Source organism: Actinophytocola oryzae, from assembly GCF_004364325.1.
Classification (GTDB): Bacteria; Actinomycetota; Actinomycetes; order Mycobacteriales; family Pseudonocardiaceae; genus Actinophytocola; species Actinophytocola oryzae.
Map to the genome: position 1 here is coordinate 203,298 of NZ_SOCP01000016.1, position 26,017 is coordinate 229,314.

Sequence of the window (26,017 nt, forward strand, 5' to 3'; positions counted from 1 at the left end):
ACCACGTTCACGGGGCCGCGTCGTCGGGTCGTCCCTCCGTGAGCAGGCCCGCGGCCTCCCGGTCCGTGAGCGCCTCGATCCTGCGCAGCATGGCCAGCACCTCCTCCCGGTCCGCCTGTTCGAGCTGCCTGCGCTGCACCTCGTCAGCCTGGTCCGCCAGCGTCCAGCGGCGCTCCAACAGCTCCACCACCGTGATCTCGAGCCCGAACCCGCTCCGCAGCCGCGCCGCGAGCTGTGTCGCCATCAGCGAGTGCCCGCCCAGCCGGTGGAACTCGTCATCGCGGCCCACCCTCGGCACCCGCAGCACCGACGTCCAGATGTCGGCCAGTGCCCGCTCCACCCCCGCCCTCGGCGGCCGGTAGCCGGGGCGGCCGGCGAACCCCGGCACCGGCAGGGCACGGCGGTCGACCTTGCCGCTCGCGTTCAGCGGAATGCCATCCACGACGACGATCGCCTGCGGCACCATGAAGTCCTGCACCCGCCGCCGCAGGTACGTCCGCAGCTCCTCCTCCTCGACGTCCGCACCCACCACGTACGCGACCAGCATCCGGTCGCCACCAGGCCCGTCCGCGGCCACCACCACCGCGTCCCGCACCGACCCGTGACCGGCCAGCGCCGCCTCGACCGCGCCCGGCTCGACCCGGTGCCCCCGGATCTTCACCTGACCGTCGACCCGGCCGAGGAACTCCAGCCGTCCGTCCGGCCACCAACGCGCCCGGTCGCCCGTCCGGTACATCCGCTCCCCGACCCGGAACGGGTCCGCCACGAACCGTGTCGCCGTCAGGCCCGGCTGGCTGAGATAACCACGCGCCAGGCACGCCCCCGCCAGGTACAGCTCCCCCGTCACCCCGACCGGCACGGGTGCGGCGTGGGCGTCGAGCACATAGCAGCGCGTGCCGTCGATCGGCCGGCCTATCGACACCGGTCCCGCCTCGTCCGGCACCGGCTCGTGGGTGACGACCATGGCCGCCTCCGCCGGGCCGTACACGTTGTGGACGGCCACCCCCGGCATCGCCTGCCGGGCCGAGGCGACCAGCTCCGGGGTCAGCGGCTCCCCCACGCTCAGCAACCGCGTGAACGGACCCCGCTCCGCGACGAGGAGCTTCAGCACCGACGGGACCACGTAGGTGTTGTTCACGCCGCGCCGCCGGCAGAACTCCGCCCACCGCGCCGGATCGCGACGGTCCTCCTCCGGCGGCACCACCAGCCTGGCGCCCGCGACCAGCGGCCACAGCACCTCCGTGACGGACATGTCGAACCCCAGCGGCGTCCGGTGCAGCACCCCGTCGCCCGGCGACAGCGGGAACGTCGCCGCGTGCCAACGCGTGTGGTTGGCCAGCCCCAGGTGGGTGTTCGCGGTGCCCTTGGGCCGGCCGGTCGAGCCCGACGTGTAGATCACGTAGGCGAGGTCGCCCAACCGAAGGGACACTGGCACGCGGTGAGCGGGCTGGTGCGCGATCGCGTCGGTGTCCAGCCGGACCAGCCGTGCACCCGACTCCGTCAACGCCGCCGCGACGTCCGGGCCCGCCGCCAGCACGTCCGACCTCGACACCACCGCCGCCGGGCGCGCCTCACCCGCCGCGAGCCGCAGCTGCGCCGCCGGATAACCCGCGTCCAGCGGCAGGTACGCCGCCCCGGCCTTCAGCGTGGCGAGGAACGCGACCACGCCGGCCGCCGAGTGCGGCAGGTACACCCCGACCAGGTCCCCGACGCCGATCCCGAGGCCCCGCAGGTGTGCGGCGAGCCGGTTGGCCCGCTGGTCCAGCTCCAGGTAGGTGAGCAGGCCGTCCGGCGCCTCGACCGCCACCGCGTCGGGCTGTCCGTCCACACGGGACTCGACCAGGCGGTGCGCGGGCACCGGGTCGTCCGTCAGCGGGGCCGGGTCGCTCCAGCGCGCGACGTGTTCGTCCGCTGTGGACAGCCGGGCCAGTGCCCGGTCCGGGTTCGCCGCCGCCTCGGTGAGCAGGTGACCGAGATCGGTCACCATGGCGGCCACCGTCGGCTCGTCGAACAGGTCCGCCGCGAACGACGCCCGCCCGGCCAGGCCGCCGCCGGTCAGCTCCACCAGCTCGACGGCCAGCTCGAACTGTGCCGCGGCGGGTGGGATCTCGAACGGCTCGGCGGTCAGGTCCGGCGTGGTCCAGTCCGGCACCGGCGGCCGGAGGCCGAACACGGCCCGCACCGACGCGCCCGGCGACCCGCCGTGTTCACGGCCCAGCGCCTGGATCACGGCCTCCAGCGGCGTGTCCTGGTGTGCCAGCGCGGCGAGGCCGGTCGCCCGCGCCCTGTCGACCAGCGCGCGGAAACTCCCGACCCCCGTGTCCACCCGCAACGGCAGCACCAGCGCCAGCGAGCCGACGAGCCGCTCGGCCCCCGGTCGGTGCCGGTTCGCGACGAACGAGCCGAACACCACCTCCCGCTGTCCGCTCCACCTCGCGAGCAACGCGGCGAACCCGGCCACCAGCACCGTGTTCAGCGTGGTGTGTTCCTCCTCGGCCAGCACCCGTAGCCGAGCGGCGACGTCCGCCTCGACGCGGACCGGCACGTACCCGGCAGGGCTCCCGGTCCGGTTCGTTCTCGGCCGGTCGACCGGCAGCTCCAGCACCGGCGCGTCGGCCAGTTCCCGTCGCCAGAACTCGGCCCCGCCATCGCCAGCCGCGCCCACGGTCGCCACCCTCGGCAACACCGGCGGCCTGCCCTCGGTGACCGCCCGGTACAGCTCGGCCAGCTCACGCCCCAGCACGCCCATGGACCACCCGTCCACGGCCGCGTGGTGGGCGCACACCAGCAGCGCCGCGTCGTCGTCGGCGAACCGCGCCAGTGCGACCCGCACCATGGCCGACCGCAGGTCGAACGGGGCGCCCAGCTCGCGCCGGTAGGCCGCCTCCAGCTCGGTCGCCCGCACGTCCAGCTCGGGCAGGTCGATCTCCGCCCAGGGACGCACCGTCTGCCACACCACGCCGTCCGCGTCGATGTCGAGGGTCGTGCGCAGCGCGGTGTGCCTGCGGAACAGCTCGCCGACCGCCGTACGAAGCGCCGCCACGGCCAGCCTGCCGCGCAACCGCACGCCGCCGCCGACGTGGAGGGCCGCGCCCGCGCCGATCTCGTCGAGCAGCCACAGCCGGGTCTGTCCCGCCGACGCGGGCCCGTGCGCCGCCTCGACGCCCGCCGCGCCCGCCGGCCGGGTCCCGCGTGGCAGCCCGTCCAACGTGGTGACGGTGGCCCCGTCGAGGAGCCACGCCGGCGAGACGTCCACACCGAACTCGTCGTACAGCACCGAGACCAGCTCCACCGCACGCACCGAGTCGAGCCCCTGCGCCACGAGCGGGCGCGTGGCGTCCACCGGTCGGCCGAGGACCCGCGCGACCGTCGCCGCGAGCGGCCCGTCCGGCGCGGGGTCGACCGGTTCGGCTGCCCACGTGACCGCGAGGGGGCGGAAGCCGTCGCCCAGATACCGTTCCCTGGTCGCGAGTCTGCGGAGCTTCCCACTGGAGGTGCGCGGCAGCGCTCCCCGCCGGACCAGCACCACGTCGTCGAGGTCGACGCCGTGCTCGGTGACCACGGCCGCGCGCACCGCGGCAGCGGCCCGTGCCGCGCCCTCGCCTGCCGAGGACACCTCGTGGACCAGCACCAGCCTGCCGTCACCCACCTGGAACGCCGCGCCCCGCCCGGGAAGCAGCACCGGATCGGCTCTCCCGGCCACCACCTCGATGTCGGCGGGGTGGTAGTTGTGCCCGCGCAACACGATCAGCTCACGTCGCCGGCCGGTGACGAACAGCTCGCCGCCGTCGAGGAAGCCGAGATCGCCGGTGCGCAGGAACGTGCCGGGCCCGTCGGCACGCTCGGCACCGAACACCTCGGCCGTCGCCCGCTCTGCCCGCCAGTAGCCCCGCGTCACCGTGGGACCGGACACCCAGATCTCGCCCTCGGTCCGGTCCTGGCACGTCAGGCGCGTCTCGGGGTCGACGACCAGCACGGCGTCCGGCGCCCGGACGTGTCCGCAACCGACCACGGGCACGCCGCTGCCCGGCGCGACCGTGGTCACCACTCCCCTGCCCGGCACACCACCGGTGACGAACAGCGTCGCCTCGGCGAGCCCGTAGCAGGGCTGGAAGCTCGACCGCCGGAAGCCCGCGGCACCGAACCGGGCGGCGAACGCGTCCAGCGTGGCGGCGCGGACGGTCTCGGCGCCGACCAGTGCCGAGCGCCACGTCCGGAGGTCGAGCCCGGCCAGGTCCTCGTCGGTCACCCGCCGCAGGCATTCCGCGTAGCCGAAGTCCGGCGCGACGCTCGCGGTCGCGCGGTGCTCGCTGATCGCCCGCAGCCAGCGGACGGGCCTGCGCAGGAACGACGTCGGCGACATCAGCGCGACCGGGAACCCGGCGTGCACCGGCGCCAGGATGCCGCCGATCAACCCCATGTCGTGGTAGGGCGGCAGCCAGCTCACCGACGAGACCCCGTCGCCGGGGCCGAGGACCCGACCGAGCACCGCGCAGTTGTGCAGCAGGTTGTCGTGGCCGACCACCACGCCCTTCGGCGCGCCGGTCGAGCCCGAGGTGTACTGCAGGAACGCCGTCTCCTCGCCCCGGTGTGCGTGGGGGGACCAGTCGTCGGCGAGGTCGTCGGGCACGTCGTCGATGGTGACCACGCGCGGTGCCGCCAGCTCGGGCGGCAGGCCGCGTGCGGTGGTCCGGTCCAGCAGCAGGACCTCGGCACCCGAGTCCGCCATGATGCCGAGCACCCGCTCGCTCCCGTGGCGGCCGGTGGGCGGCGGCACCGGCACCGCGACCACCCCGGCGTGGAGGCAGCCGTAGAACCCGGTCACGTAACCGGCACCCGGCCCGCACATCAGCAGCGCCCGCGCACCGGGTGCGGCCACGGCGGCCAGCGCCACCGCGACGGCCCTGGCCCGCCGGTCCAGCTCGGCGTAGGTCATGACCAGGTCGTCGTCGAGGAACGTGACGGCCGTGCGGGTGCCCTCGTCGGCGGCCCTGGCCAGCAGCACGTCCTCGACGCGTGTCGCCCGCTCGGTCCTCACCACGGTCATGCCGGGGACAGGACGGCGTCGACGTCACCGGACAGCCGGGTCAGCACGGCGTCCTCGTCGTTCTGGAAGAAGAAGTGGCCGCCGGGGAACACCGCGACACCGTGGTCGCCGTCGCTCTGGGCGGCCCAGCCCGCCGCGTCGGCGACCGTGGCCGACGGGTCGTCGGCACCCAGGTAGACCCGCACCGGGCACCCCAGCGGCGGGTCCGGTGCGAACCGGTGCCCGGCGATCATGGCGAGGTCGGCACGCACGATCGGCAGGAGCAGCGACAGGTACTCGGGGTCGGCGAAGATCGCCGGGTCGGTGCCGCCGCTGGTGCGCAGGAAGTCGACGACCTCGTCGTCACTCGCCGCGGCGACGTCGGCAGGCACGTGCTCGAGCTCCGGGCCGCCGCACGCGCCCGCGACGAACAGGTCGGGCCGCACACCGAGGCGGCGGAACAGCTCCAGCGCGACCAACGCGCCCATGCTGTGTCCGTAGGCGACGACCGGCCGGTCCAGCAACGCCTCGACCTCGTCGCGCAGGGGGCCGTCGACGATCTCGGCGACGCTGGTCGGCGGCCGCTCACGCAGCCGGGCGCCGTGACCGGGCAGCTCCACGGCGAGCACCCCGATCCGGTCGGGCAGTCGTCGCGCCCACCGCCGGTAGACCTGTGGTCCGCCGCCGCCGGGGGGAAAGCACAGGAGCCGCACCACGGCGTCGTCCCCAGAGGTCCAGTCGCGCAACCACCGTGCCATGCACACCCTCCACAACGGACCGGCCCCTGGGTGGGGTGCGGCCGCACCCCACCCAGGGGTTCAGTGACTCCGATCAACCGGCCGCTCCGGGCGGCTCAGCCGAGTGACATCGTCAACGGGCGGCGAGCCGCTCGTGGGCGATGCCCTCCTGGGCAGTGCGCTCGTGAGCGATGCCCTCCTGAGCGGTGCGCTCGTGGGCGATGCCCTCCTGAGCGATCCGGACCGGCGCCGGGCGCCGTGCGCCAATTTCCTCGATCATGGCTACCTAACCTCCTTCATTGGTTTCAGGACTCCTGCCGTCGTCAGGTCGGACAGCGCGCCCGCGGACAGTTCGACCGCGGCCCGGCCCGTCCCGGCCTGACCGATGCGGTTCAGCTCGCCGACGAGCTCGTCATTCACGAGGAAGTACCTGAGCTGACCGCCCTCCCGGAGAACCAGGTAGTTACCGGGTTTCTCCACGCGCGCGGCCCCGTCGTCGCGGGACAGCGTGGCGAGAGGCTCACTGAGCCGGATCACCTCGTAGGGCTCCGGGGTGTACCAGCGACGCTCGCCCGCGCTCAGCACCTGGACGTCGGCCCCTGGCGGCGACAGGCTCAGCGTCAGCTCCGCGCTCTCCAGCTCGAAGGCCTCCCGCGTCCGCGTCGACACCGTCAGCTCCCGGAACTCGCGCTCGAAGACCGTGCGCTCCAGCTGTCTGCGCTCCCTGGCGGGCACCGGCACGAGGTCACCGACGAGGTCGGCGATCCGTTCGAGCAGCAGCCACGGCGACTGCCCGTCGGTGACGACGTACTGCAGCAGTGTGCGTTGGAAGCTCGTGAACAGGGTGTAGGCGAGGTGCATGGCGGTCGCGAACCGCTCGTAGACCGGCAGGTCGAGCAGCGTGCTGTGGAAGGGGAACAGTTCCGGGTGCTCGCGTGCGTACTCGTTGCGGTACACGGCGGGCGGCGTGTCGAGCAGCAGCCGGGGTTTCAGCTCCGAGTAGTGCCTCGGGTGACCCGCGAACTGCTTCTCGGTGATCGTGTCGTTGTAGACGGTGAGGGTGTTCAGGCGGATGCCGCAGCCGAGGTTGCGGGTCAGCAGGGCCGTCGTGAGCACCGCGTCGGTGTTGGCGTGGTCGCCGTCCTGTGGCACGTCCACCATGAACGCGCACGTCGGCACGATGCCGCGGTCGAGGCAGTCGGTCAGCCGCTTGCGCAGGCTCGACCAGCCCTTGAAGAAGTGCTTGCCGAACGCGGCCTGTGCCTCGGTGGACACCGCGTCGACGCCGACGAAGACCTCGGTGCAGCCCGCCGCCGCGAGCGGGTCGAGCAGCTCCGGGGTGAGCCGCTGCATCGTGGTGTAGGCGTTCCACGTCATGCCGGTGTCCGCCTCGATCAGCGCCGTGCACAGTTCGAGGGTGTTCGCCACGGAGTTGACCAGGTTGTCCTGCACGAAGAACAGGTGCCTGGCGCCCATGGCGTGCAGCCGGGTCACGTCCTCGGCGACCCCGCCGGGGCTGCGCACCTGCTCGCCCTGTCCCCAGAAACCGGGGCTGTAGCAGAAGGAGCACCGGAAGATGCAGCCCCGGCCGGAGTCGAAGTTCAGCAGCCGCAACGGGTTGAGCGCGAAGTACTCGTCGAGGTCGACGAGGTCGTACGCCGCGAACGGCACCTCCTCGTCGAGCCCCTCGATGGTCTTCAGCTCGCGCCGCAGCACGATCTCCCCGTCGCGGCGGAAGCACACGTTCGTCGGCGGCTCGGCCTCGCCGCGCAGGTGGCGCACGAGCCCCCGGATGGCACGCTCGCCCTCGCCGGTGACCACGTAGTCGGTCCACGGGTAGTACTCGAGGGTCTGGCGCGCGATCGAGGAGAAGTGCGGGCCGCCGAAGACGGTGACGAGCTCGGGGCGCCGTTCCTTGAGCAGGCGGGCCAGCTCGAGGCAGACGTGCGACTCCAACGCCATCGAGGTGAACCCGACGACGTCGGGCGTCGTCTCGAGGATCATCTCGACCGTGCGCTCGTGGAACTCGTCGCCGAACAGCGTCGGGTCCTGCATGCCGCGCAGGTTCAGGTCGAGCAGCGCGGGTACCACACCGTCCTGCCGGACCACGGCCGCGAGCGTCAGCAGACCGAGCGGCGGCGCCAGGTCGTAGTAGTCGAGGAATCCGTTCGGCGGCTGTACGAGGGTCAGTCGCATGGCCCGTCCAGCGTTGCTAGCGAGGCTTCCAACACCGTCGAAGCGTGACAGTGGCGAGTGCACGGTCGGCAGTCGGGAAGATTCCCCACAACCGACCTCGGAGGCCGCTCATTAGATTCACGTCAATGACGGAACGAGTTGTGCTCGACCGGTACGCCGACGCCCAGGACGCCTACCGCCGCAAGGAGCTTCGACAGGCCCAGTACGACGACGCCGACGTCGTCATGGCCGATGTCCTCGTCAACCTGCACGGCACCGAGCACCGCGACCGCCGCCGGGTCGAGAACACCCTGTTCCGCCGCGCGACCTTCGACCACTTCGAGCGCGAGGTCTTCCCCGACGTCATCGACGGCGTGCTGGCGCCCGGCGCGGAGGCCGGGCGCACCGAGCTGGTGCACGCGGGGCACCGGATGATGTTGCACGTCGCCGCGCTCGTGGCCGGTCTCGACCTCGACGCGACGGACGTGCGCGCGGTCGACGACCTGCAGGGGCAGCTGAGCCTGTTCACCGAGGCGCTCACGCTCAAACAGTCCAAACTGGACAAGGAGGAGCGGCGGGCGGCGATCGAGCGGGCGCTCGTCGAGTGGACCGACCAGTTCTACTCCCCTGCCAGGCGCAAGCGGCTCGAGACGCGGCGCACGGGCGGGGAGCCGTCCCGCGACGTGCTCAGCGTGCTGCTGGACCACCAGGACGACCTGGGCCTGCCCGACGACGTGCTGCGCCGGGAAACCGCTTTCTTCCTGCTGGTCGCGGCGCACACCAGCGCGACCGCGTTCGTCCGCTCGGCACACCACGTGCTGGAGTGGTTGACAGCGCACCCCGGCGACGTCGACCGGCTCCGCACCGATCCGTACTTCGCGCAGCGCTGCGTGCACGAGACGCTGCGGCTCAACTCGTCGAGCAACGTGGGCATGCGGCGGGCGGCCGAGGCGGTCACCCTGCGCTCGGGTGTCGTGATTCCCAGGGACAGCCTCGTGGTCATCGACCTGCGGGCGGTCAACCGCGACACGGACGTGTTCGGCGCCGATGCCGCGGAGTTCGACCCGGACCGGGTGATCCCGCACGGCGTGCCGCCGTACGGGCTGACGTTCGCCGCGGGCATGCACGTGTGCATCGGCCAGGACCTGGCCGCCGGTGTCGTGCAGCGCGGTGGCGCCGAGACCCCCGACGGCCACCTGTTCGGTCTCATCACCCTGGCCGTGCGCAGGCTGTTCGAGCTGGACGTGCGGCTCGACCCCGCGGATCCGCCCGTCCGGGACACCACCACCGAGCGGGTCTACTGGGCGCGCTACCCCGTGCTGCTGTCCTCGGTCGACGCGCGGGCGCCACGCGTCGACCGGGAGAGCTGCGTCGGCTCCGGCCGCTGCGTGACGGAGGAACCCACCGCGTTCCGCTTCGGCCCCGACGACCTGGCCGAGGCCACCCCGGCCGCCGCGAGCCTGCCTCCGGCCCGGTTGCGTGAGATCGCCTTCGGCTGTCCGGCCGCCGCCATCCACGTGGAGGACTGACTCACTCGCGCAGGGCTCCCTCCGCCTCGGCGTCGGTCATGGCGCTCACCTGCAGCACGAGCCCGGCCGTCGCCTCCAGGTCGGTCCCGGCCGTCTCACGCAGGTGCGCGGCCAGCTCCCGCACGGTGCCCGCGGCGAGGAAGTCGGGGATGCCGAGCGGCACGCGGAACAGGTCCCTGGTCCTGGCCACGGCCTGGGTCGCCACCAGAGAGTGGCCGCCGAGGTCGAAGAAGTCGTCGAGGACGCCGACCCGCTCCACGTCGAGCAGGTCGGCCCAGATCCCGGCCAGCACCGTCTCCAGCGCGTCGGCGGGCGCCACGAAGTCGGTGCCCGCCCCGGTGGCCACCGGTTTGGGCAGTGCGGCCCGGTTCAGCTTGCCGCTAGGCAGCAGCGGGAACCGGTCCAGCAGCACGAACGCGCTCGGCACCATGTGGTCGGGGAGGCGCTCGGCGAGGAAGCGGCGCAGGTCCGCCACGGCGGGGTCGGCGCCGTCGCGGGTGGTGAGGTAGGCGGCGAGCTTGCGTCCCGCCCCGTCCTCGTAGGCGAGGACGACCGGCTCCGCCACGTCCGGGTGCTCGGCCAGCGCACCCTCCACCTCGCCGGGCTCGATGCGGAAGCCGCGGATCTTGATCTGGTGGTCGAGCCTGCCGAGGAACTGCAGGTCGCCGTTCGCGAGGAAGCGTGCGTGGTCCTTGGTCGCGTACATCCGCTGACCGGGCTCGGGACTGTACGGGTCGGGCACGAACGTCGTCGCGGTCAGCCCGGGCCGCCGCCAGTAGCCCCGGCCCGGTCCGGCGCCGCCGATGAACAGCTCCCCGGGTACCCCGACCGGTACGGGCTGGTTGTGCCGGTCCAGCACGTAGATGCGGTGGTTGGGCAGCGCCTTGCCCCACGGCACGCCGGAACGGGCCGCGGTCACGTCCTCGATCAGGTGGAAGGTCGTGCAGTAGGAGACCTCCGTCATGCCCGCGAGGTTGAACAGCCGCACGCCGGGCACCAGCTCGGACAGCCGCTCCGGCAGGGAGGGCGGCATCCGGTCGCCGCCGACCCCGACCACACGCAGTGCGACGTCACCGAGCCCGCCGCGGGAGTGGCTGTACTCGACGAGCATGTCCAGCCAGGCGGGCGCGGAGCTCCACGCGGTCACCCGCTCCCGGTGGAGCAGGTCCAGCAGCAGCTCCGGGTCCGTCGCCTCCGCGTCGGTCGGCACCACCACCGTCGCGCCCGCGGCCAGCGCGCCGAACACCTCGTACACGGACATGTCGTAGTTCAGCGAGGAGATGGCGAGCATCCGGTCCGCGGGCCCGAGGTCGTAGACGCCGTTCATGCCGAGCACGCTGTTGGCGACGCGGCCGTGCTCGTTGACCGATCCCTTGGGGCGCCCGGTGGAGCCGGAGGTGTAGACGACGTAGGCGAGGTTGGGTTCGGCCACCAGCTCCGGCGGCCTGCCGACGGGGTGTTCGGCGATCCGCGCGGCCTCGGTGTCGAGCCGGATCAACCGCACCGGGGTCGCGTCGCCCCCGAACCGCGACTCGTCCGCCGCGCCGGACTCGGTGACCACGAGGCGCACGCGGGCGTCCTCGGCCATGTTCGCGACGCGCCGCCTCGGGTAGCCGGGGTCGAGCGGGACGTAGGCCGCACCGGCCTTGAGGATGCCGAGCACCGCGACCACCATGCGTGGCGACCTGGTCAGCGAGACGCCGACGATCTGCTCCGGCCCGACGCCCTGGGAGCGCAGGTACCAGGCCAGCTGGTTGGCCCGCTCGTCCAGCTCCCGGTAGGTCAGCGTGCCGGCACCACCCACCGCCTGCGCGTCCGGCCGCGCGTCGACCTGCCGCTGGAACAGGCCGTGGAGGGTGCCGAGGGTCCTCGCCGCGGCCGCGGTGCCGCCGCCGCTGTACTCGGCGATCATGTGTGCCTGTTCCTCGGCGGTGGCGATCGGCAGACGCGAGACCGGGGCGACCGGGTCCGTCAGGGCCGCGTCGAGCACGAGGTACATGGCGTCGACCATGCGGCGCACGGTGTCCGAGGTGAACAGGTCGGTGCTGAACTCGGCGCGACCGCCGACGCCGCCGTCGCGGTCCGGCACGAGGTCGAGGCACAGGTCGAACTTCGTGGTCTCGCTCGGCAGGTCGAGCGGTGTCATCGTGACGTCGGCAAGCTCGTCCCGCGACATCGGGGTGTTCCGCAGCGCGAGCATCACCCGCACCAGCGGCACGGAACCGGCGGTCCGGTCCGGGCGCAGCTCCTGTACGACGCGGTCGAACGGCACGGCCTGGTTGGCGTACCCGGCGAGGCACTCCTGCCGGACCGCGGCGAGCAGTCCCTCGAACGCGGGATCGCCGGACAGGTCGAAGCGCAGGGCCAGTGTGTTGACGAAGAACCCGACCAGGTCCTCGGTCTCCGTGGGGTTCCTGCCCGCGACCGGGGTGCTGACGACCAGGTCGTCCTGACCACTCCAGCGCCACAGCACGACCACGAACGCCGAGAGGAGCACCATGAACCGGGTCGACCGGGACCGCTCCGCGAGCCGGTCGATGCGCGCCACGACCTCGGCGGGGAACCGCATGGGCACCGACGAGCCCGCGTCGGTGCGCCGGGCGGGGCGCGCGTGGTCGGGGAACAGCTCGAGCACGGGCGCGTCCGCGAGCCGGGCGCGCCAGTGGGCGAGCTGGTCGAGCAGTGCCGGGTCGTCCATCCGGTTCCGCTGCCACGCCGCGAAGTCGGCGTACTGGAAGGGCAGCGGGGGCAGCGGGTCCGGCTCGCCGTTCGCGAACGCCGTGTAGAGCGCCGCCAGCTCGTGGCGCAGCACGCCGAGCGACCAGCCGTCGGACACGATGTGGTGTGTGGTCAGGAAAAGCACGTGCTCGTCGTCGGCCACCCGCAGGAGGCTCGCGCGGACGAGCAGGTCGCCGGTCAGGTCGAAGGGCCGGGTGGCCTCGTCCCGGAACCGGTCGGCGACGACCGCGCGGGGTGTCCCACGCAGGTCCTCGACCGGCAGCGCCAGCTCCTCGGGTGGCCTGATCCGCTGGTGCGGGAGGCCGTTCCGCTCGACGAAGCCGGTGCGCAGTGCCTCGTGCCTGGCGACGATCCCCGACAGTGCGCGGCGGAGCACGTCGACGTCGAGCGGGCCACGCAGCTCGACGGCCGCCGGCATCACGTAGGCGGCGGAACCCGGGTCCGCCTGGTCGAGGTACCACAACCTCTCCTGGGCGAACGAGCACGGCAGCTCGTCGGTGCGGGGCACGAGCGGCACCGTGTGGCCCACGGCCGCCTTCCGCGTCAGCTCCTGGGTGAGCAGGGCCCGCTTCTCCGGGGAGAGCCGTTCGAACGCGGCGTACAGGTCGTCTTCCAGCATGCACAACTCCAGACGGCACGGCTCGGACGGGCACTGGAGGTGAGCCTGCTGAGCCCGCACGCGGCGCGGAAGTCGGGAGAATCCTCGGCGCCACCGCGCCGTCGGTGACCACCCTGACAGCGGGACCACGGCGTTGACGGCTCTCCACCACCGGCGGCATAACGGTTCCGCGCACACCCTAACGAATTAACGACCGTTAACCTCGCGGATTCTTCCCGGAATTCCGGGCAACCTCCCGCCGGGTTCGACGTCCTAGGTCCTGTCAGCCGGCAAACGAGAGGGGAACTGACAATGAGCAGGATAAGATCAATGGCGGTCGCCACCGTCGCGGCGGGGGTCGCGTTGTTCGGTGTGCCGTCCACCGCGTCGGCCGCGCAGGCGCCGTGCACGGTTCCGGGCAACTGCTCGGCCGACACGCAGGTTCTCGCGGTGACCGGTTCCGGCGGCCTGTTCCACGCCTACCGGTCGGGGATCGACGGCTCGTGGACGCCGTTCGCCTCGGTCCTGGCCCAGGCAGGCGGTTTCGGCCGCGTGGTGGACACGTCCGCCTCGATCAACTACGGCCGCCTGTACGTGGCGGCGGTGAGCAGCGACGGCGGGTTGTTCTGGACGATCCGCCAACAGGACGGCTCGTGGTCACCGGTCAGCAACGTGAAGGCCAGCGCAGGTGATCCGGGCAGGATCGTGGACGTCTCCATCGCCGACATCCAGAACACGACGCATTTCCTGGTCCGCACGGAAAACGGTCGGCTATTCCACGCGGAACAGGGCGAGACCGGGTTCTGGACGCAGTTCAGCGACGTGACCGCGATGACCGGAAGCCCCGGTTTCGTGACCGATGTCGCGGCGGTTCTGATCGACTACCGGCTGCACATCCTCGTGACCAACAGCGAGGGGAACACGTTCCACGCGGTGCGGGAGACCACCGGTGCGTGGACGGGGCTGGGTGACGTCGAGTCCATGACGGGCGACCCGGGTCGGGTCACCCGGGTCTCGGGCACCAAGGCCAACGGCGAGCTGCAGATCCTGGCCGGCACGAACACCGGCGGCCTGTACCACGCGATCCGGCACACCGACGGCTCGTGGACCCGGATCGGCGACGTGAAGGGGGCGACCGGTGACCCCGGGGCGGTTCAGGACGTGGCCGCGGGTACCGCGTTCGGTCAGGACGGGGGCGGTATCGCGGGGCAGATCCAGATCACCGTGGCCGCCAACGGGAGCGTCTACCACGCGCTGCGGTTCGCCGACGGCTCGTGGACCCCGCTCCGCGACGTGAAGCAGGTGTCCGGTGACCCGGGCCCTGTCACACGGGTCGCGATCAGCGGGTAGGCAGTCGGTTTCCGGAGGACCGCTCCGCGCTCGCGGGGCGGTCGCTTCCGTGTTCGGGAAGTTATTGGCGCCCTCCCGCCGAGTACGGGCGACACACCGTGCGACAAGGGTGCCGCTGCGGGTGCTGGACGAGACCGGCGCGTCGATCCGGCCGAAGCGGCTGTCGGTCGAGGTCTCCTACGACGAAGGCACGTCGTGGCAACGGGTTCCGGTCGACGCGAAACTGGTCGCCACACTGCGACACCCGGCCGCCGCGGCATCGGTGTCACTGCGTGCGTCGGCGACCGACGCGGACGGCAACACGGTCAGGCAGACCGTGATCCGCGCCTACACGCTGCGGTAACGCTGGTTCGGTGCGTGAGGTAGAAACCGTGTGCGGCAGCGGACATCCGTTGCCGCACAACGGCGTCCGGCCGAGCGGCGAGTGTCCGCTATTCGCGAGCAGGCTCGTCGGCCGGTAGCGCCAGCGTCACCGTGAGGCCGCCATCGGGACGGGGGCGGGCATCGAGGTGCGCGTCGTGTGCGGTGGCTATCGCCGCGACGATGGGCAGGCCCAGGCCAAGACCGTCCCGGGTGGTGGTGCGGTCCGGGGCCAGACGGGCGAAGGGTTGGAAGAGCTGGTCCAGCTTCTCCGGCGGGATGACCGGACCGCTGTTGGTCACGGTCAGTGTCGCCATCCCGCCGCGCGTGCCCGTCGACACCTCGACCGTGCCGTTCGGCGTGTTGTGGCGGATCGCGTTGTCGACGAGGTTCGCCACCAGCCGCTCTGCCAGCCGGGCGTCGCCGCGCACCGGGGCACCGGCCAGATCGGTGTCGATGCGGACCGTCCGTGCCGCCGCTTCCGCACAGCGGGCCTCGACCACGGCGCCTGCCATGGCTCTCAGGTCGAGCGGGTCGCGCCGGTCCAGGCCGCGTTCGCCGCGGGCCAGGGTCAGCAGCGCCTCGATGAGACGCTCCTGCTGCTCCCCCGCGGCCAGCGCGCGGCGGCACACGGCCGCCAGGTTCACGGCCGTGGGGGCCGGGTCGGCGAGTGCGACCTCCAGCAGGGTCCGCTGCCGCGCGAGCGGGGTGCGCAGCTCGTGGGAGGCGTTCGCCACGAACTGGCGTTGCGCGTCGAACGCGGCCTCCAACCGGGTCAGCAGCCCGTCGATCGTGTCGCCCAACTCCCTCAGCTCGTCCCGCCTGCCGGGCATCGCCAGGCGCTGGTGCAGGTCGCCTGCCGAGATGCGGCGGGTCGTCGCGGTGATCGTCCGCAGTGGACGCAGCACCCGGCCCGCCATCAGCCAGCCCAGCCAGACGGACACCCCGGTCATGATCGCCAGCGCGGCGCCGGACCGGAGAAGCAGCAGGCGCAGCGTCTCGGCCTGCTGCGCGGCCATCATGTCGCGCGCCTGCTCGGCACACGCGTCGAACCGGCCGTCGGTGACCACGGAGCCGTCCTGCCGGGCACAGATCCGCAGAATTCCGTCCCCGTCCGACACGCCACGCAGCTGGATCACCGGGAACCCACCGGCCACCAACAGGTATGTGACCACCAGCAGAGCGGCACCGGAAAGCAGGAACAGTCCACTGTAGAGGCCCGTGAGCCGCCAACGGACCGTGTGGCGCGTCATTCGCCGATCCGGTATCCGGCCTGCGGCACGGTCTCGATCAGCGCAGGCGGACCGAGCTTGCGGCGCAGCCGGCTGACAGTCACCTTCACGGCGGTCGTGAACGGGTCGGCCATCTGGTCCCACACCCGTTCGAGCAGCTCCTCGGCCGGCACGAGCCGTCCCTGGGCGGCCAGCAGCAGCTCCAGCACCCCGAACTCCTTCGGCCGGAGGTCCAGCGCCCGGCCGTCCCGGCTGGCGAACCGGCGCGCCGGGTCCAGCACGAGCCCCGCGTGCGCCAGCACCGGCGGCAACGCGGGCTGGGCACGCCGGAACAACGCCCGCAGCCGCGCGACCAGCTCGGCGAACGCGAACGGCTTCGGCAGGTAGTCGTCGGCGCCGAGGCCGAGGCCGTCCACCCGGTCCTCGATGGTCGCGGCGGCGGTCAGCATGAGCACCCGCCCCCGGCAGCCGCCCGCGACCAGCCGCGCACACACGTCGTCGCCGTGCCGGCCGGGCAGGTCGCGGTCGAGCACGATCACGTCGTAGTCGCTGGACCGCGCCTGTGCCAGCCCTGCCAGGCCGTCGAACACCACGTCGACGGCCATCCGCTCACGCCGCAGCCCCACGCCGATCGCCTCGGCCAGCTCGGCGTCGTCCTCGATCACCAGTACCCGCACGCGCGCCAGCGTGCCGGACGCGACGTTGCGTCGCGGTTACACCGGACGTGTCACCGCCGGGCAACCGGCGACCGCGTACCTCTACCCGTCATGAACGCACCACGATCCCGGCGGGCCGTGCTCGGCATGCTCGGCGCCGCCCCGGTCGCCGCGGCGACCCTGCTGTCCACTTCGGACAAGGCACGTGCCGACCCGTCGCTTTCCGCACGCATCCGCGACCTCATCGACTCCTCCGCGTTCGCCGGTGCGCGCTGGGGCATGCGGTTCCACGTCCACGGGACCGCCGAGCCGGTGTGCTCGCTGAACCCGGCGGAGCAGTTCCTGCCCGCGTCGGCGGTCAAGGTGCTCATCGCGGGGTCGGCGTACTCGGCGCTCGGGCCCGGCCACCGCTTCCGCACACGCGTCCACCGGACCGGCTCCGTTCGCCACGGCGTCCTCGCCGGCGACCTGGTGCTGGAGGCGAGCGGCGACCTCGTGCTCGGCCCCCGGCTCCGGCCCCACGGCACCGTGGCCGTGCCCTACCCCGACCACACCTACGGCAGCGCCACGGAGATCGTGCCGGGCGACCCGCTCCAGCAGTTGCGGGAGCTGGCCGCTCAGGTGCGGCACCGGGGGATCCGGCGGGTCCGGGGACGGGTGCTCGTGGACGCCTCGCTGTTCCGCCAGGGACGGGAGAACATCGCGAACGGCGTCGGCGAGATCCCCGTGTCGCCGATGATGCTCAACGACAACGTGGTCGACGTCGTGGTGACGCCCGGGGCGGTCGGTGAGCAGGCGACACTGCGGATCTCGCCCCGGACCGCGTATGTGAGCGTGCTCGGTGACGTGGGCACGATCGGCGCGGGCCGGCCCGCGCGACCGTGGGCGTTCACCCAGGTGGCCACGAACCCCGACGGCACGCACACCGTGCGGCTCACCGGGGACGTCGTCGCGGGCGCGCCACCGACGGTGTGGCCCTATTACGTACCGGACCCGGTGCGGTACGTCGAGGTCGCGTTCGCACAGGCACTCGCCGACGCGGGCGTGGACGTCACGGGCGCGGCGACGGGAGGGACGACCCGGCGGCTGGTGGCCGAGCACGTCTCACCGCCGCTGTCCGAGATGTCGAAGGTCATGCTCAAGCTCAGCTCCAACGTCCACACCGTCCACTTCCCCTATCTGGTCGGCGCGATCGCCGGCGCGGATCCCGTCGACGCCAAGGCGACCGGCGTCGATCTCCAGCGGGCCCTGTTCGCGCGGGCGGGACTCGACCCCGACGAGTCGAACGACGGCACCTACTCGCCGGACTTCTTCGTGCGGTTCCTCGACCACATGGCCCGCCAGCCGTACTTCACCCCCTACCACCGGGCCATGCCCATCCTGGGGCGGGACGGCACCCTCGCCGACGTCGCACCCGACTCCCCCGTAGCGGGACGCGTCCACGCGAAGACCGGCACCGGTGGCACCGGAACCAAGCTCTACAAGGCACTGGCCGGCTACCTCTTCCTGCCCGACGGTCGGCTGGTGGTGTTCGCGGAGTTCCTCGACCGCAACGTCGGCTCGCTCGCGGAAGCCATGGCGCTGCAGGCGAGCGCGGGCGAGCTGCAGGCCGACATCGTCACGGCCGTCTACGAGTCACTCACCAGGTAAGGGGAAAACGGTGTCCACGACAAGAAGGTCGGCACTCGGCATGTTCGGCGCGGCGGCCGGCCTGCTCGGCACGGCCGGTGCCGCGACCGGCGAACCGTCCCCCGGGGACCTGGGCCCGGGCGGGAGGTTCGAACGGTTCGTCGCGGCACGCGCGGCGGCCGACCAGTTCTCCGGCACGGTCCTGCTGGCCCGCCACGGCAGGCCGGTGCTGACCAGGTCGTACGGCCTGGCCAACCGCGACGGGAACGTGCCGATCCGGCCGGAGACCCGCATCGACCTCGCGTCGATCACCAAGTCCCTCACCGCCGTGGCCGTCACGCAGTTGGTGGAGCGGGGCGCGGTGGCCTGCCACGCACCGCTCGGCACCTACCTCGACGGCTACCCGGCGGACGTGGCCGGGGCGACGGTGCACCAACTGCTCACCCACACCGCGGGCGTCGGCAGACCGGGGCTGACCAACCAGCGCCCACCGGGCGAGGACGCGTGGGACAGCGTCGAGGAGGTGTGGCAGGGGATGTCGGCGTACCTGCGCACGTTGCCGCTCCGGTTCCCGCCGGGCACCCGGTTCGACTACAGCAACGACGGGTACTTCGTGCTCGGCGAGATCGTGGCCGCGGTGTCCGGCCAGACCTACCACGACTACGTGCGCCGGCACGTCTTCGCGCGGGCCGGCATGTCCACATCCGACTTCTTCACCAGGCCCCGGATCCGGGCGGACGCCGGCATCGCCCGTGCCTACGCGACCCAGCCGGACGGCAGCCGCGCCGACGCGACCTCCTCGCCGTACTTCCCGTACGTGGGCGGTCCGTTCACCGGGGCGTTCTGCTCGGCCGGGGACCTGCTGCGCTTCGCGACCGCACTGCACGGCGGCAGGCTGCTCGACCTCGCGTACACGGCGGTGGCGACGAGCGGGAAGCAGGCCACGGGGCCGCAACCCCCGCAGTTCTACGGCTACGGCCAGGTCGAGACGATCATCGGTACCCACCGCGTGGTCGGCCACACCGGCAGTGGCGCCGGCCGGGCGAACAACCTCGACGTGTTCCCCGACGCCGGCTGGGTGGCCGTCGTCCTGAGCAACTACGACACGACGGTCCGACCGATCGTCGACCTGGCACGCGAGCTGGTCACGGGAGTCCGGACGGCGACGGGCTGACAGCCGGGTGCAGGGGCATGGGCGGGAAGGGGTGGTCGCGCCAGAGCAGGCGCGACCGCTCCTCCGGGTACGGCTCGACCGAGGGGGGCACGTCGAACAGGCGGGTCAGGCGTCGCTCGGGATCGTAGGCGGGCCAGCCGGGGTCGCCGGTGGCGGCGAAGGTCGTCCACGCGCCGCGGAAGTCGGCCGACAGGGCCGCCACCCCGGGTCCCGGTTCCGGCCCGAGCAGCATCGGCCCCAGCTGCGTGTCGAACGTGCCGAACATCAGCGGGCCGGCGATCGCGTGGCACGCGCCCAGCGGCCCGCCGCGCCAGGTCGTCTCGTACAGGTGCGCCCGGCCACCCCCGGCGACCTGCGCGTCGGCCACCCGCACCGACGGCATCCGGAACACCAGGTCCGACTGGACCAGCTCGTACAGCCGCTCCGCCGACGCCTCCGGGTACGCCTCCCGGTACGCCCGCTCGCTGCCGGGCCCCGGCCCGAACACCCGCAGCGCCAGCGCGGCCTGCTCGTCGGTGACCCTGCCGAGCTCCCCGGCGAGTGCGAGGAAGAGCCTGGCCTCGTCCCGGTTGTGCCCGGCGACCAGCGGCACGTCCCGGCCCGCACCGGCCGCGAGTGCCTCCCACGGCGTCACCGGCAGCACAGCGCCGTCGACGACCGGCGCGAACGGGAACCGCGAGTACGCGAGCGAGCCCCACCGCTCCCGGTGGTCACCCATCTTCCCGGCGAGAGCCACCCCCGCCGCGGTCAGCGTCGCCGGCGCCACGGCCGACAGCTCGGCGACGGTCGGCGACAACCCCAGCTCGGCCGCGATGGCCTTCGACACGTCCGCCGCGAGCGACTCGGAGAAGAACGTGCCGGGCACGCTCTGCAGCACGGCACGCTGGAACAGGCCTCTGGCCGCCGGCATCGCGTACATCGCCGCGATCGACCCGGCCCCCGACGACTCGCCGACGACCGTGACCCTGTCCGGGTCGCCACCGAAGGCCCCGATGTTCTCCCGCACCCACGTCAGCGCCGCGAGCTGGTCGAGGAAGCCGCGGTTGGCAGGCGCCCCGTCGATCCAGGCGAACCCCTCGACGCCCAGCCGGTAGTCGAAGCTGACCACCACGACCTCACCCGCGACCCGGCGGGCGTCGTAGCCGGGACTGCCGGAGTAGCCGAGCTTGTAGGCGCCGCCGTAGATCCACACGAGGACGGGGAGCCGGGCGGCACGATCCGGCGACGGCGACCACACGTTGACCGTCAGCCAGCCGTCACCCGGTGGCGCGTCGATCTCACCCGGCACGCCGAGGAACCCGAGGTCCTGCGGCGCGGGCGGCCCGAACGTGACCGCGTCCCGCACCCCGTCCCAGCGCCGCACCGGCACGGGTGCCGCGAACCGCAGCGCACCCACGGGTGGCTCGGCGAACGGGATGCCGCGGAAGACGGCCAACCCGTCCTCCGTCCGGCCACGCACCACACCGGACTCGACGCGAACCTCGACCATGGGCCAAGCCTCGCAAGGATCGGCCGCGCGCTCAGCCGGATCACGCCACCTCTACCCGTTCGTGGACCTCGGAGCCGCCGGTTCCCGTGCCACGGCAGGGCTTTCGACGCGGGACCGCCGACCGGCCGCGGTCAGTGCCGCGATCACCGCGGCACCGACGAGGGACACCGCGATCCCCACGTGGACCGCGGCGTTCCAGCCCTCGACCAGGGCCGCCGGGGTCGCCGACGGGTGGACGGCCACCAGGGTCACCACCGTGACACCGACCGCGGCGCCGACGTACCGGCTCGTGTTGTTGATCCCGCTGCCCATGCCCGCCCGGTGCGGCGGCACGCTCGCGACCGCCTCCCGCCCGAGCGACGCGTTCAGCACCCCGGTGCCCACGCCCGCCACGACCAGCCCCACGGCCAGTGCCGCGACGCCCGAGTCCGGCGCCAGGAACGCGAGTGGCACCAGCCCGGCGCTCACCACCAGCAGGCTGACGCTCATGCGCACCCCACCGGACAGCCCGGCGGGCAGCCTGCGTGTCAGCAGCGCCGACACCACGCTCGTCGCCGACCAGAACAACACCGTCGACGCCGCCGCGAGCGGGGTCAGCGCGAGCCCCTTCTCCAGCAGCGTGCTCACGTACACCATCAGCGCGGTGACCCCGGCACCCGCCACGAACGCGCCGACCGTCGCCGACAGCAGCGCGGGGCGGCGGAACAGGGTCGGGTCCAGCATCCCGCCCGTGACCCGCGCCTGGTGGGTGAAGAACGCGCCGAGCAGCACGACCGTGGCGACGACCAGCGTCAGCTCGAGTGGGCCCGTCCAGCTCTGCCGCCCCTCGGTGAGCGCCGCCAACAGCGCGGCGAGCCCGCCGGCCAGCAGGAGCGAGCCGACGGTGTCGACCCGCCGCAGCCGCCCGGACACCGACTCGTCCAGCAGCACCCGGCCGACCACGGCGACCGCGATCGACAGCACCGTCGCCACGACGTAGAGCGTGCGCCAGCCCGCGACGTCGTCGAGCGCGGCACCCACGAGCGGACCGGTGGCGATGCCGGCCCCCAGGCACGCGCCCCACACACCGGTGGCACGGGCGCGGCCGGCGGCGTCCGGGAAGGCCGGGCCGAGCACCGCGAGGCCGCACGCGAGCACGGCCGCGGCACCGAGCCCCTCCACGACCCGGCCACCGACGAACACCAGCGACCCCGGCGCGACCGCGCACAGCAGCGAGCCCACGGCCAGCACGCCCGCACCCGCGACGAACACCCGCCGCCTGCCGAAGTCGTCGCCGAGCGCACCGGAGGGCAGCAGCGCGACGGCCAGCCCGAGGCTCATCGAGCTGAGGATCCACGACGTCGCGGTCGCACCGGCGCCGAGGCCGCCCGTCACCGCCGGGACGATCGAGAGCGGCGCGGTGAAGACGAACAGTGCGAGCAGGGTGCCACCGCCAGAGGCGACGAGCACGGCTCCCGGCCGACGACCCATGAAGACTCCACTTGTTCGGTGACCGAACTCTTCACGGGAAGGCTAGCACCTTTGTTCGGTGACCGAACTCGGCTGTGGCAGAGTGGACACATGGCGCTACCTCGCGAGTACACCCGTCAGGCCTGCTCGATGGCCCGCACGCTGGAGGTCGTCGGCGAGCGCTGGACACTGCTGATCGTCCGCGACGCGGTGTTCGGCGTCCGCCGGTTCAGCGACTTCCTCGAACACCTGGGCATCCCCCGGGCCGTCCTGACCGAACGGCTCGAGTTCCTGGTCGGCGAGGCGGTCCTGACCCGCGTGCCCGGCCCCGGCAGGCGGAGCGAGTACGAGCTGACCGCGAAGGGGCTCGCACTCTGGCCGGTCATCCGCGACCTCTCGGCGTGGGGGGACGAGTACTACGCCCCGGCGGGCCCGCGACGCGTCTACGTGCACGACGCCTGCGGGGGCGAGGTCTGTCCGGCGGGCACCTGCGTGCGCTGCGGTGACGACGTGCCGGTGGCCGAGACCGTGATGACGCCCGGCCCCGGCCTCCCGCCGCCGTCACCGGAGGACAGCCAGGTCACCGCGCTCCTGGCCCGTCCCCGGCGACTGCTGGCGCCCCTGCACTGACACACCCCGTCAGGCGTTCGCCCTCGGCCCGGACACGCGGCGCGGCAGCCCGCCCAGCCCCAGGAGCACCACGAGGGACACGCCGTAGCAGACCGCGGCCGCCACCAGGAGGTGCGAGTCCCTCGGCAGCACCACCATGAGCACGCTCACCATCACGGGCACGCAGAGCACGAGCGCGGCCCGGCGTCCCTCCCGCGTCGCCACACCGCCCGCCACCACGGCACCGACGACCAGCACCACCAGCGCCAGACCGAAGAGCACCAGGCTGGTCGCCCCGTACGCCGCCGTCAGCTGCCCCAGCGGGAAGTACAACAGGCCGTAGGTGCCGTAGGACTTCATCACCAGCAACGCGCTCGCCATGACCGCCATGGCGAGCAGGGTGAACCGCGCGCCGCCCACCAGCCGCCAGCCGCGGGCCGGACCTGGTGACCAGGTCAGCGCGGCGGCGACCACCGCGCCGAGCAGCATCCAGGCGGTGCTGACGACGACCATGTCCCAGAACCTGGCGTACCCGTACAGCGAGGCGAGCACCAGACCGGCGGTGCCGAGCCACGCGCCGACCGCGGCCGTGCGCCGCATCCTGGCGAGGCTCAGCACCGCCACCACGAACCACAGCCCCCACACCGGCGCGTCCGGGAGGTCGCCGAACAGGGCCTGCCACGACCACGGCGAGCCGGACCGCAGCACCCCGGACAGCCAGTCCACCGTCTGGATGGCGCCACCCAGCAGCATGACCGGGCCGAGCAGGCTCACGATCGCGAGCACGTCCCGGTGGTCGATACCGCCGTCCGCGCCGACCACCCGCCGCGCGTGCAGGCGCAGCGCGCCCCTGCGCAGGTCCGAGATCTCCTTGCGGCTGGGCTCGGTCCGCTCGCCCGCACCCGCCAGCAGGACACCGAGCATCTCCTCTCCGTGGCGCTCCCGGTGGTCCCGCGGGTACCAGGCCAGCAGGCGCCGGTAGCGGTCGGCCAAGCTCGTCGTCTTCTTCACGCTGTCCCTCCAGAGAACCGCGCACGCAGGCGCTGCCGCGCCACGCGGGTGTGTGCCGCCAGCTTCTCCACCTCGGCCGCCAGCCTCGCCGCGCCCGGCTCGGTCAGCCGGTAGTAGCGCCGGAGCCTGCCGTCCACGACCTCTTCCCGGTCGACGTCGACCCAGCCGTCCCCGCTCAGCCGGTCCAGCGCGGCGTACAGGGTGCCTGCCTGCAGCACCACGCGGCAGTCGGAGATCTCCTCGACGTCACGCAGGATCCCGTAGCCGTGCTGGGGGCGGGCCGCCAACGCGGTGAGGATGAGGAAGGTCGGCTCCCGCAGCGGAGCGTATGTCATGATCGTCTTTATATACCGATCAATTGACTATGGCAAGCCCTCGGCCGGGAGGTCACAGGTAGAGGATCGCGGTGAGCACGATGCCTGCCGCGCCGACGACCCAGGTGTAGGGCAGCGTGGAGACCATCGCCCGTTCCGGGCGTACGCCCGCGTACTGCGCGGCCCACACCGTCTGCGTGCTGGTCGGGTCGGAGACGCCGAAGACCTGGTTGTAGGAGGCCATGAGGCCCACGACCGCGGGCAGCGGGTAGATCCCGCCGGAGACCAGCACGCCCGCGACCCCGGCGCCGAGACCGAAGACGTTGAGCGGGCCCCGGAACAGGCACAGCGGCACCAGGATCGCGAACACGACGGCGAACAGCACCGCGTTCCCCGGGCTGACCGCGGAGACGATCGGCGTCAGCGCGGACTCCGCACCCGGCAGCTTCACCGCGGCCAGCAGCATGCCGATGGCGATGAACAGCACGATCGGCGGGCCCGCGGTGTCGAACGCGCGGTAGAGCGACCGCAGCGCGCGTTCGCCGTAGGTGCCGGGGCGGGTGGTGGTGACCAGGGCGAAGACCACGCCGACCAGCAGCGACGGCACGATCGGCACGGAGAAGCCCAGTGCCAGCACGATCGGCACGATCGGGGTCAGCAGCGCGTACCAGGGTGCCGTACCCCGGCGGCCCCGGACGGGCGCACGCACGGCCCACGCGTGCCGGGCGCCCCGGCGGCGGGTCTCGACCAACACGTACGCGATGCCCGCGACCAGCGCGAACGGGAACAGGCGGATCATCACCGTGCGGACCTCGTCGACCGGTGCGCCGAGCGCGTCGGAGAGGAACTGCCACACCGGCAGCTCCAGCGGCGACCCGGCACCGACACCCATCAGGACCGTGCCGCCCGCGACGACCGGGTTCACGCCGACGGCGATCATGGCGGGGATGCCGACCACGCCCGCGAGCATGGCGGCGGGCGCGGAGCCGGTGATGCTGCCGCACAGGATGGACACGGCGAACACGCCGAGCGCCACGACCGACGGGCGCTCGCCGCCGAACTCGACGATCCGGCGGACGAGGGTGGCCGCGATGCCGGTGTCGTCCATGAGGGTGCCGAGCCAGGAGCCCAGCAGCACCGCGATCATGGTCGCCGCGAGTGCGGCCGACCCAGTCTGCAGGACCGTCGTCAGGATGCTGTTCTCGTCGCCGGTCAGTGGTGCGCCCGCGAGGATCGCGATGCCCAGTGCCAGCAGCGCGAGTGCGAAGGCGGTGGGCAGCACGCGGGTGAGCATCAGCACCACGCCGACCACCATCAGTGCGAGGATCGCGTAACCCATGGGTCAGCCTCCGAGTCGTGCCGCGAGCGCGGCCGTGAGTAGCAGTGGGCTCGGGCGCAGCGAGCTGTGCCGGTGGGCGTAGCGGTGGGCGACGATCTCGTCGGCACCCGCGACGTGGCCGCGCAGCCGCCACGGGCCGACGCGCAACGCGGTGTGCCCCAACGCCTTGTTCAGGTCGCGGACGTCCACGACGTGGTGCGCAAGCTCGTGCGCGACCGCCGCCTCACGCAGCTGCGGGACGGTCACCTGCCACCTCCTGCCGACCTTCGCGAGCAGTTCGAGTGAGTCCCGGTAGACGGTGATCTCCCTGGTGCGGTGGTGGAACTCGGCGAGGACGACCTCCTTGCCGTGCACACCACCGGTCTTCTCCTTCACGACACAGGAAGGCGGTGGCGGCAGCGTGTCCGCATAGGACAGTGCGGTCTCCGCCCACTGCCGGAGCTGGGTCTCGGGACGGTTCTCGTGGGTCGGGGTCTCCCGCAGCAGCCGGACCGCGAGGTCGACGTCGCTGATAGGACTACCTTCGTTCATGGCCGGGACCTCCGGGGAACGCTTGCTTCGCTTGTCCTGCGAGGACTGTCATGAGACGGCGTCCCTGGAG

At 72.8% G+C, this 26,017-nt stretch carries 19 protein-coding genes; 6 read left to right on the plus strand and 13 right to left on the minus strand.

The window, feature by feature from the left end:
- Positions 1–7 precede the first annotated feature (7 nt).
- The 4 genes from CLV71_RS34625 to CLV71_RS34635 all read right to left on the minus strand — a co-directional run bounded on the left by CLV71_RS34625 (position 8) and on the right by CLV71_RS34635 (position 7,959).
- On the minus strand, positions 8–5,047 hold the full coding sequence (locus tag CLV71_RS34625; protein WP_133907110.1) for a non-ribosomal peptide synthetase: 5,040 nt from the start codon (positions 5,045–5,047) through the stop codon (positions 8–10).
- Positions 5,044–5,784: a thioesterase II family protein gene (locus tag CLV71_RS34630; RefSeq protein WP_133907111.1), complete on the minus strand. Its 741-nt coding sequence runs from the start codon at positions 5,782–5,784 to the stop codon at positions 5,044–5,046. Before CLV71_RS34630 ends, CLV71_RS34625 begins: the two co-directional genes overlap by 4 nt.
- A 112-nt stretch (positions 5,785–5,896) precedes the next feature.
- Positions 5,897–6,043, minus strand: coding sequence for a hypothetical protein (locus CLV71_RS48095; RefSeq protein ID WP_166664387.1), 147 nt, complete (start codon positions 6,041–6,043; stop codon positions 5,897–5,899).
- Positions 6,044–6,045: 2 nt separating this feature from the next.
- The gene (locus CLV71_RS34635) at positions 6,046–7,959 is read right to left on the minus strand and encodes a B12-binding domain-containing radical SAM protein (RefSeq protein WP_133907112.1); all 1,914 of its coding nucleotides are present in this window, start codon (positions 7,957–7,959) and stop codon (positions 6,046–6,048) included.
- A 125-nt stretch (positions 7,960–8,084) separates the two neighbouring features.
- Here CLV71_RS34635 and CLV71_RS34640 point away from each other — a divergent pair, with 125 nt between their 5' ends.
- On the plus strand, positions 8,085–9,467 hold the full coding sequence (locus CLV71_RS34640; RefSeq protein ID WP_208297892.1) for a cytochrome P450: 1,383 nt from the start codon (positions 8,085–8,087) through the stop codon (positions 9,465–9,467).
- A gap of 1 nt (position 9,468) precedes the next feature.
- Here CLV71_RS34640 and CLV71_RS34645 read toward each other — a convergent pair whose 3' ends face one another.
- Positions 9,469–12,825, minus strand: a complete 3,357-nt coding sequence (locus CLV71_RS34645) for a non-ribosomal peptide synthetase (protein ID WP_133907113.1) — start codon at positions 12,823–12,825, stop codon at positions 9,469–9,471.
- 309 nt (positions 12,826–13,134) lie between these two features.
- On the opposite strand from CLV71_RS34645, the gene CLV71_RS34650 reads away from it, so the two are divergent.
- A complete protein-coding gene (locus CLV71_RS34650) occupies positions 13,135–14,154 on the plus strand; it encodes a PLL family lectin (RefSeq protein ID WP_133907114.1) in 1,020 nt (339 codons plus the stop codon).
- 109 nt (positions 14,155–14,263) lie between these two features.
- Entirely contained in the window at positions 14,264–14,497 is a 234-nt protein-coding gene (locus CLV71_RS34655) for a hypothetical protein (RefSeq protein ID WP_243866989.1), read from the plus strand.
- Between the two features lie 88 nt (positions 14,498–14,585).
- Here CLV71_RS34655 and CLV71_RS34660 read toward each other — a convergent pair whose 3' ends face one another.
- The gene (locus CLV71_RS34660; RefSeq protein ID WP_133907116.1) at positions 14,586–15,767 is read right to left on the minus strand and encodes a sensor histidine kinase; all 1,182 of its coding nucleotides are present in this window, start codon (positions 15,765–15,767) and stop codon (positions 14,586–14,588) included.
- A complete protein-coding gene (locus CLV71_RS34665) occupies positions 15,764–16,423 on the minus strand; it encodes a response regulator transcription factor (RefSeq protein WP_133907117.1) in 660 nt (219 codons plus the stop codon). Before CLV71_RS34665 ends, CLV71_RS34660 begins: the two co-directional genes overlap by 4 nt.
- 90 nt (positions 16,424–16,513) lie before the next feature.
- Between CLV71_RS34665 and dacB the strand changes: the two genes are divergently transcribed.
- Together dacB and CLV71_RS34675 are read left to right on the plus strand one after the other, a co-directional pair.
- Entirely contained in the window at positions 16,514–18,052 is a 1,539-nt protein-coding gene (gene dacB, locus CLV71_RS34670; RefSeq protein WP_133907118.1) for a D-alanyl-D-alanine carboxypeptidase/D-alanyl-D-alanine endopeptidase, read from the plus strand.
- 10 nt (positions 18,053–18,062) lie between these two features.
- Entirely contained in the window at positions 18,063–19,205 is a 1,143-nt protein-coding gene (locus CLV71_RS34675) for a serine hydrolase domain-containing protein (protein ID WP_243866991.1), read from the plus strand.
- Here CLV71_RS34675 and CLV71_RS34680 read toward each other — a convergent pair.
- Together CLV71_RS34680 and CLV71_RS34685 are read right to left on the minus strand one after the other, a co-directional pair.
- Positions 19,177–20,694 (minus strand): carboxylesterase/lipase family protein, encoded by a 1,518-nt coding sequence (locus CLV71_RS34680; RefSeq protein ID WP_133907119.1) that lies wholly within the window; start codon positions 20,692–20,694, stop codon positions 19,177–19,179. The genes CLV71_RS34675 and CLV71_RS34680 overlap by 29 nt on opposite strands.
- A 51-nt stretch (positions 20,695–20,745) precedes the next feature.
- On the minus strand, positions 20,746–22,164 hold the full coding sequence (locus tag CLV71_RS34685; RefSeq protein WP_133907120.1) for an MFS transporter: 1,419 nt from the start codon (positions 22,162–22,164) through the stop codon (positions 20,746–20,748).
- A 90-nt stretch (positions 22,165–22,254) separates the two neighbouring features.
- Here CLV71_RS34685 and CLV71_RS34690 point away from each other — a divergent pair, with 90 nt between their 5' ends.
- A complete protein-coding gene (locus CLV71_RS34690; protein ID WP_133907121.1) occupies positions 22,255–22,773 on the plus strand; it encodes a winged helix-turn-helix transcriptional regulator in 519 nt (172 codons plus the stop codon).
- A gap of 9 nt (positions 22,774–22,782) precedes the next feature.
- Here the strand turns inward: CLV71_RS34690 and CLV71_RS34695 are convergent, their stop codons facing one another.
- Genes CLV71_RS34695 through CLV71_RS34710 form a run of 4 tightly spaced genes read right to left on the minus strand, consistent with a single transcriptional unit; the run spans position 22,783 to position 25,947 of the window.
- Positions 22,783–23,763 carry a hypothetical protein gene (locus tag CLV71_RS34695; RefSeq protein ID WP_133907122.1) on the minus strand — a complete coding sequence of 327 codons (981 nt, stop codon included), beginning with the start codon at positions 23,761–23,763 and terminating at the stop codon, positions 22,783–22,785.
- Entirely contained in the window at positions 23,760–24,098 is a 339-nt protein-coding gene (locus CLV71_RS34700; RefSeq protein ID WP_133907123.1) for a PadR family transcriptional regulator, read from the minus strand. The genes CLV71_RS34695 and CLV71_RS34700 overlap by 4 nt, the downstream gene beginning before the upstream one ends.
- A gap of 52 nt (positions 24,099–24,150) precedes the next feature.
- Positions 24,151–25,416: a TRAP transporter large permease gene (locus tag CLV71_RS34705; RefSeq protein ID WP_133907124.1), complete on the minus strand. Its 1,266-nt coding sequence runs from the start codon at positions 25,414–25,416 to the stop codon at positions 24,151–24,153.
- A gap of 3 nt (positions 25,417–25,419) precedes the next feature.
- Positions 25,420–25,947: a hypothetical protein gene (locus CLV71_RS34710; RefSeq protein ID WP_243866993.1), complete on the minus strand. Its 528-nt coding sequence runs from the start codon at positions 25,945–25,947 to the stop codon at positions 25,420–25,422.
- Positions 25,948–26,017 lie beyond the last annotated feature (70 nt).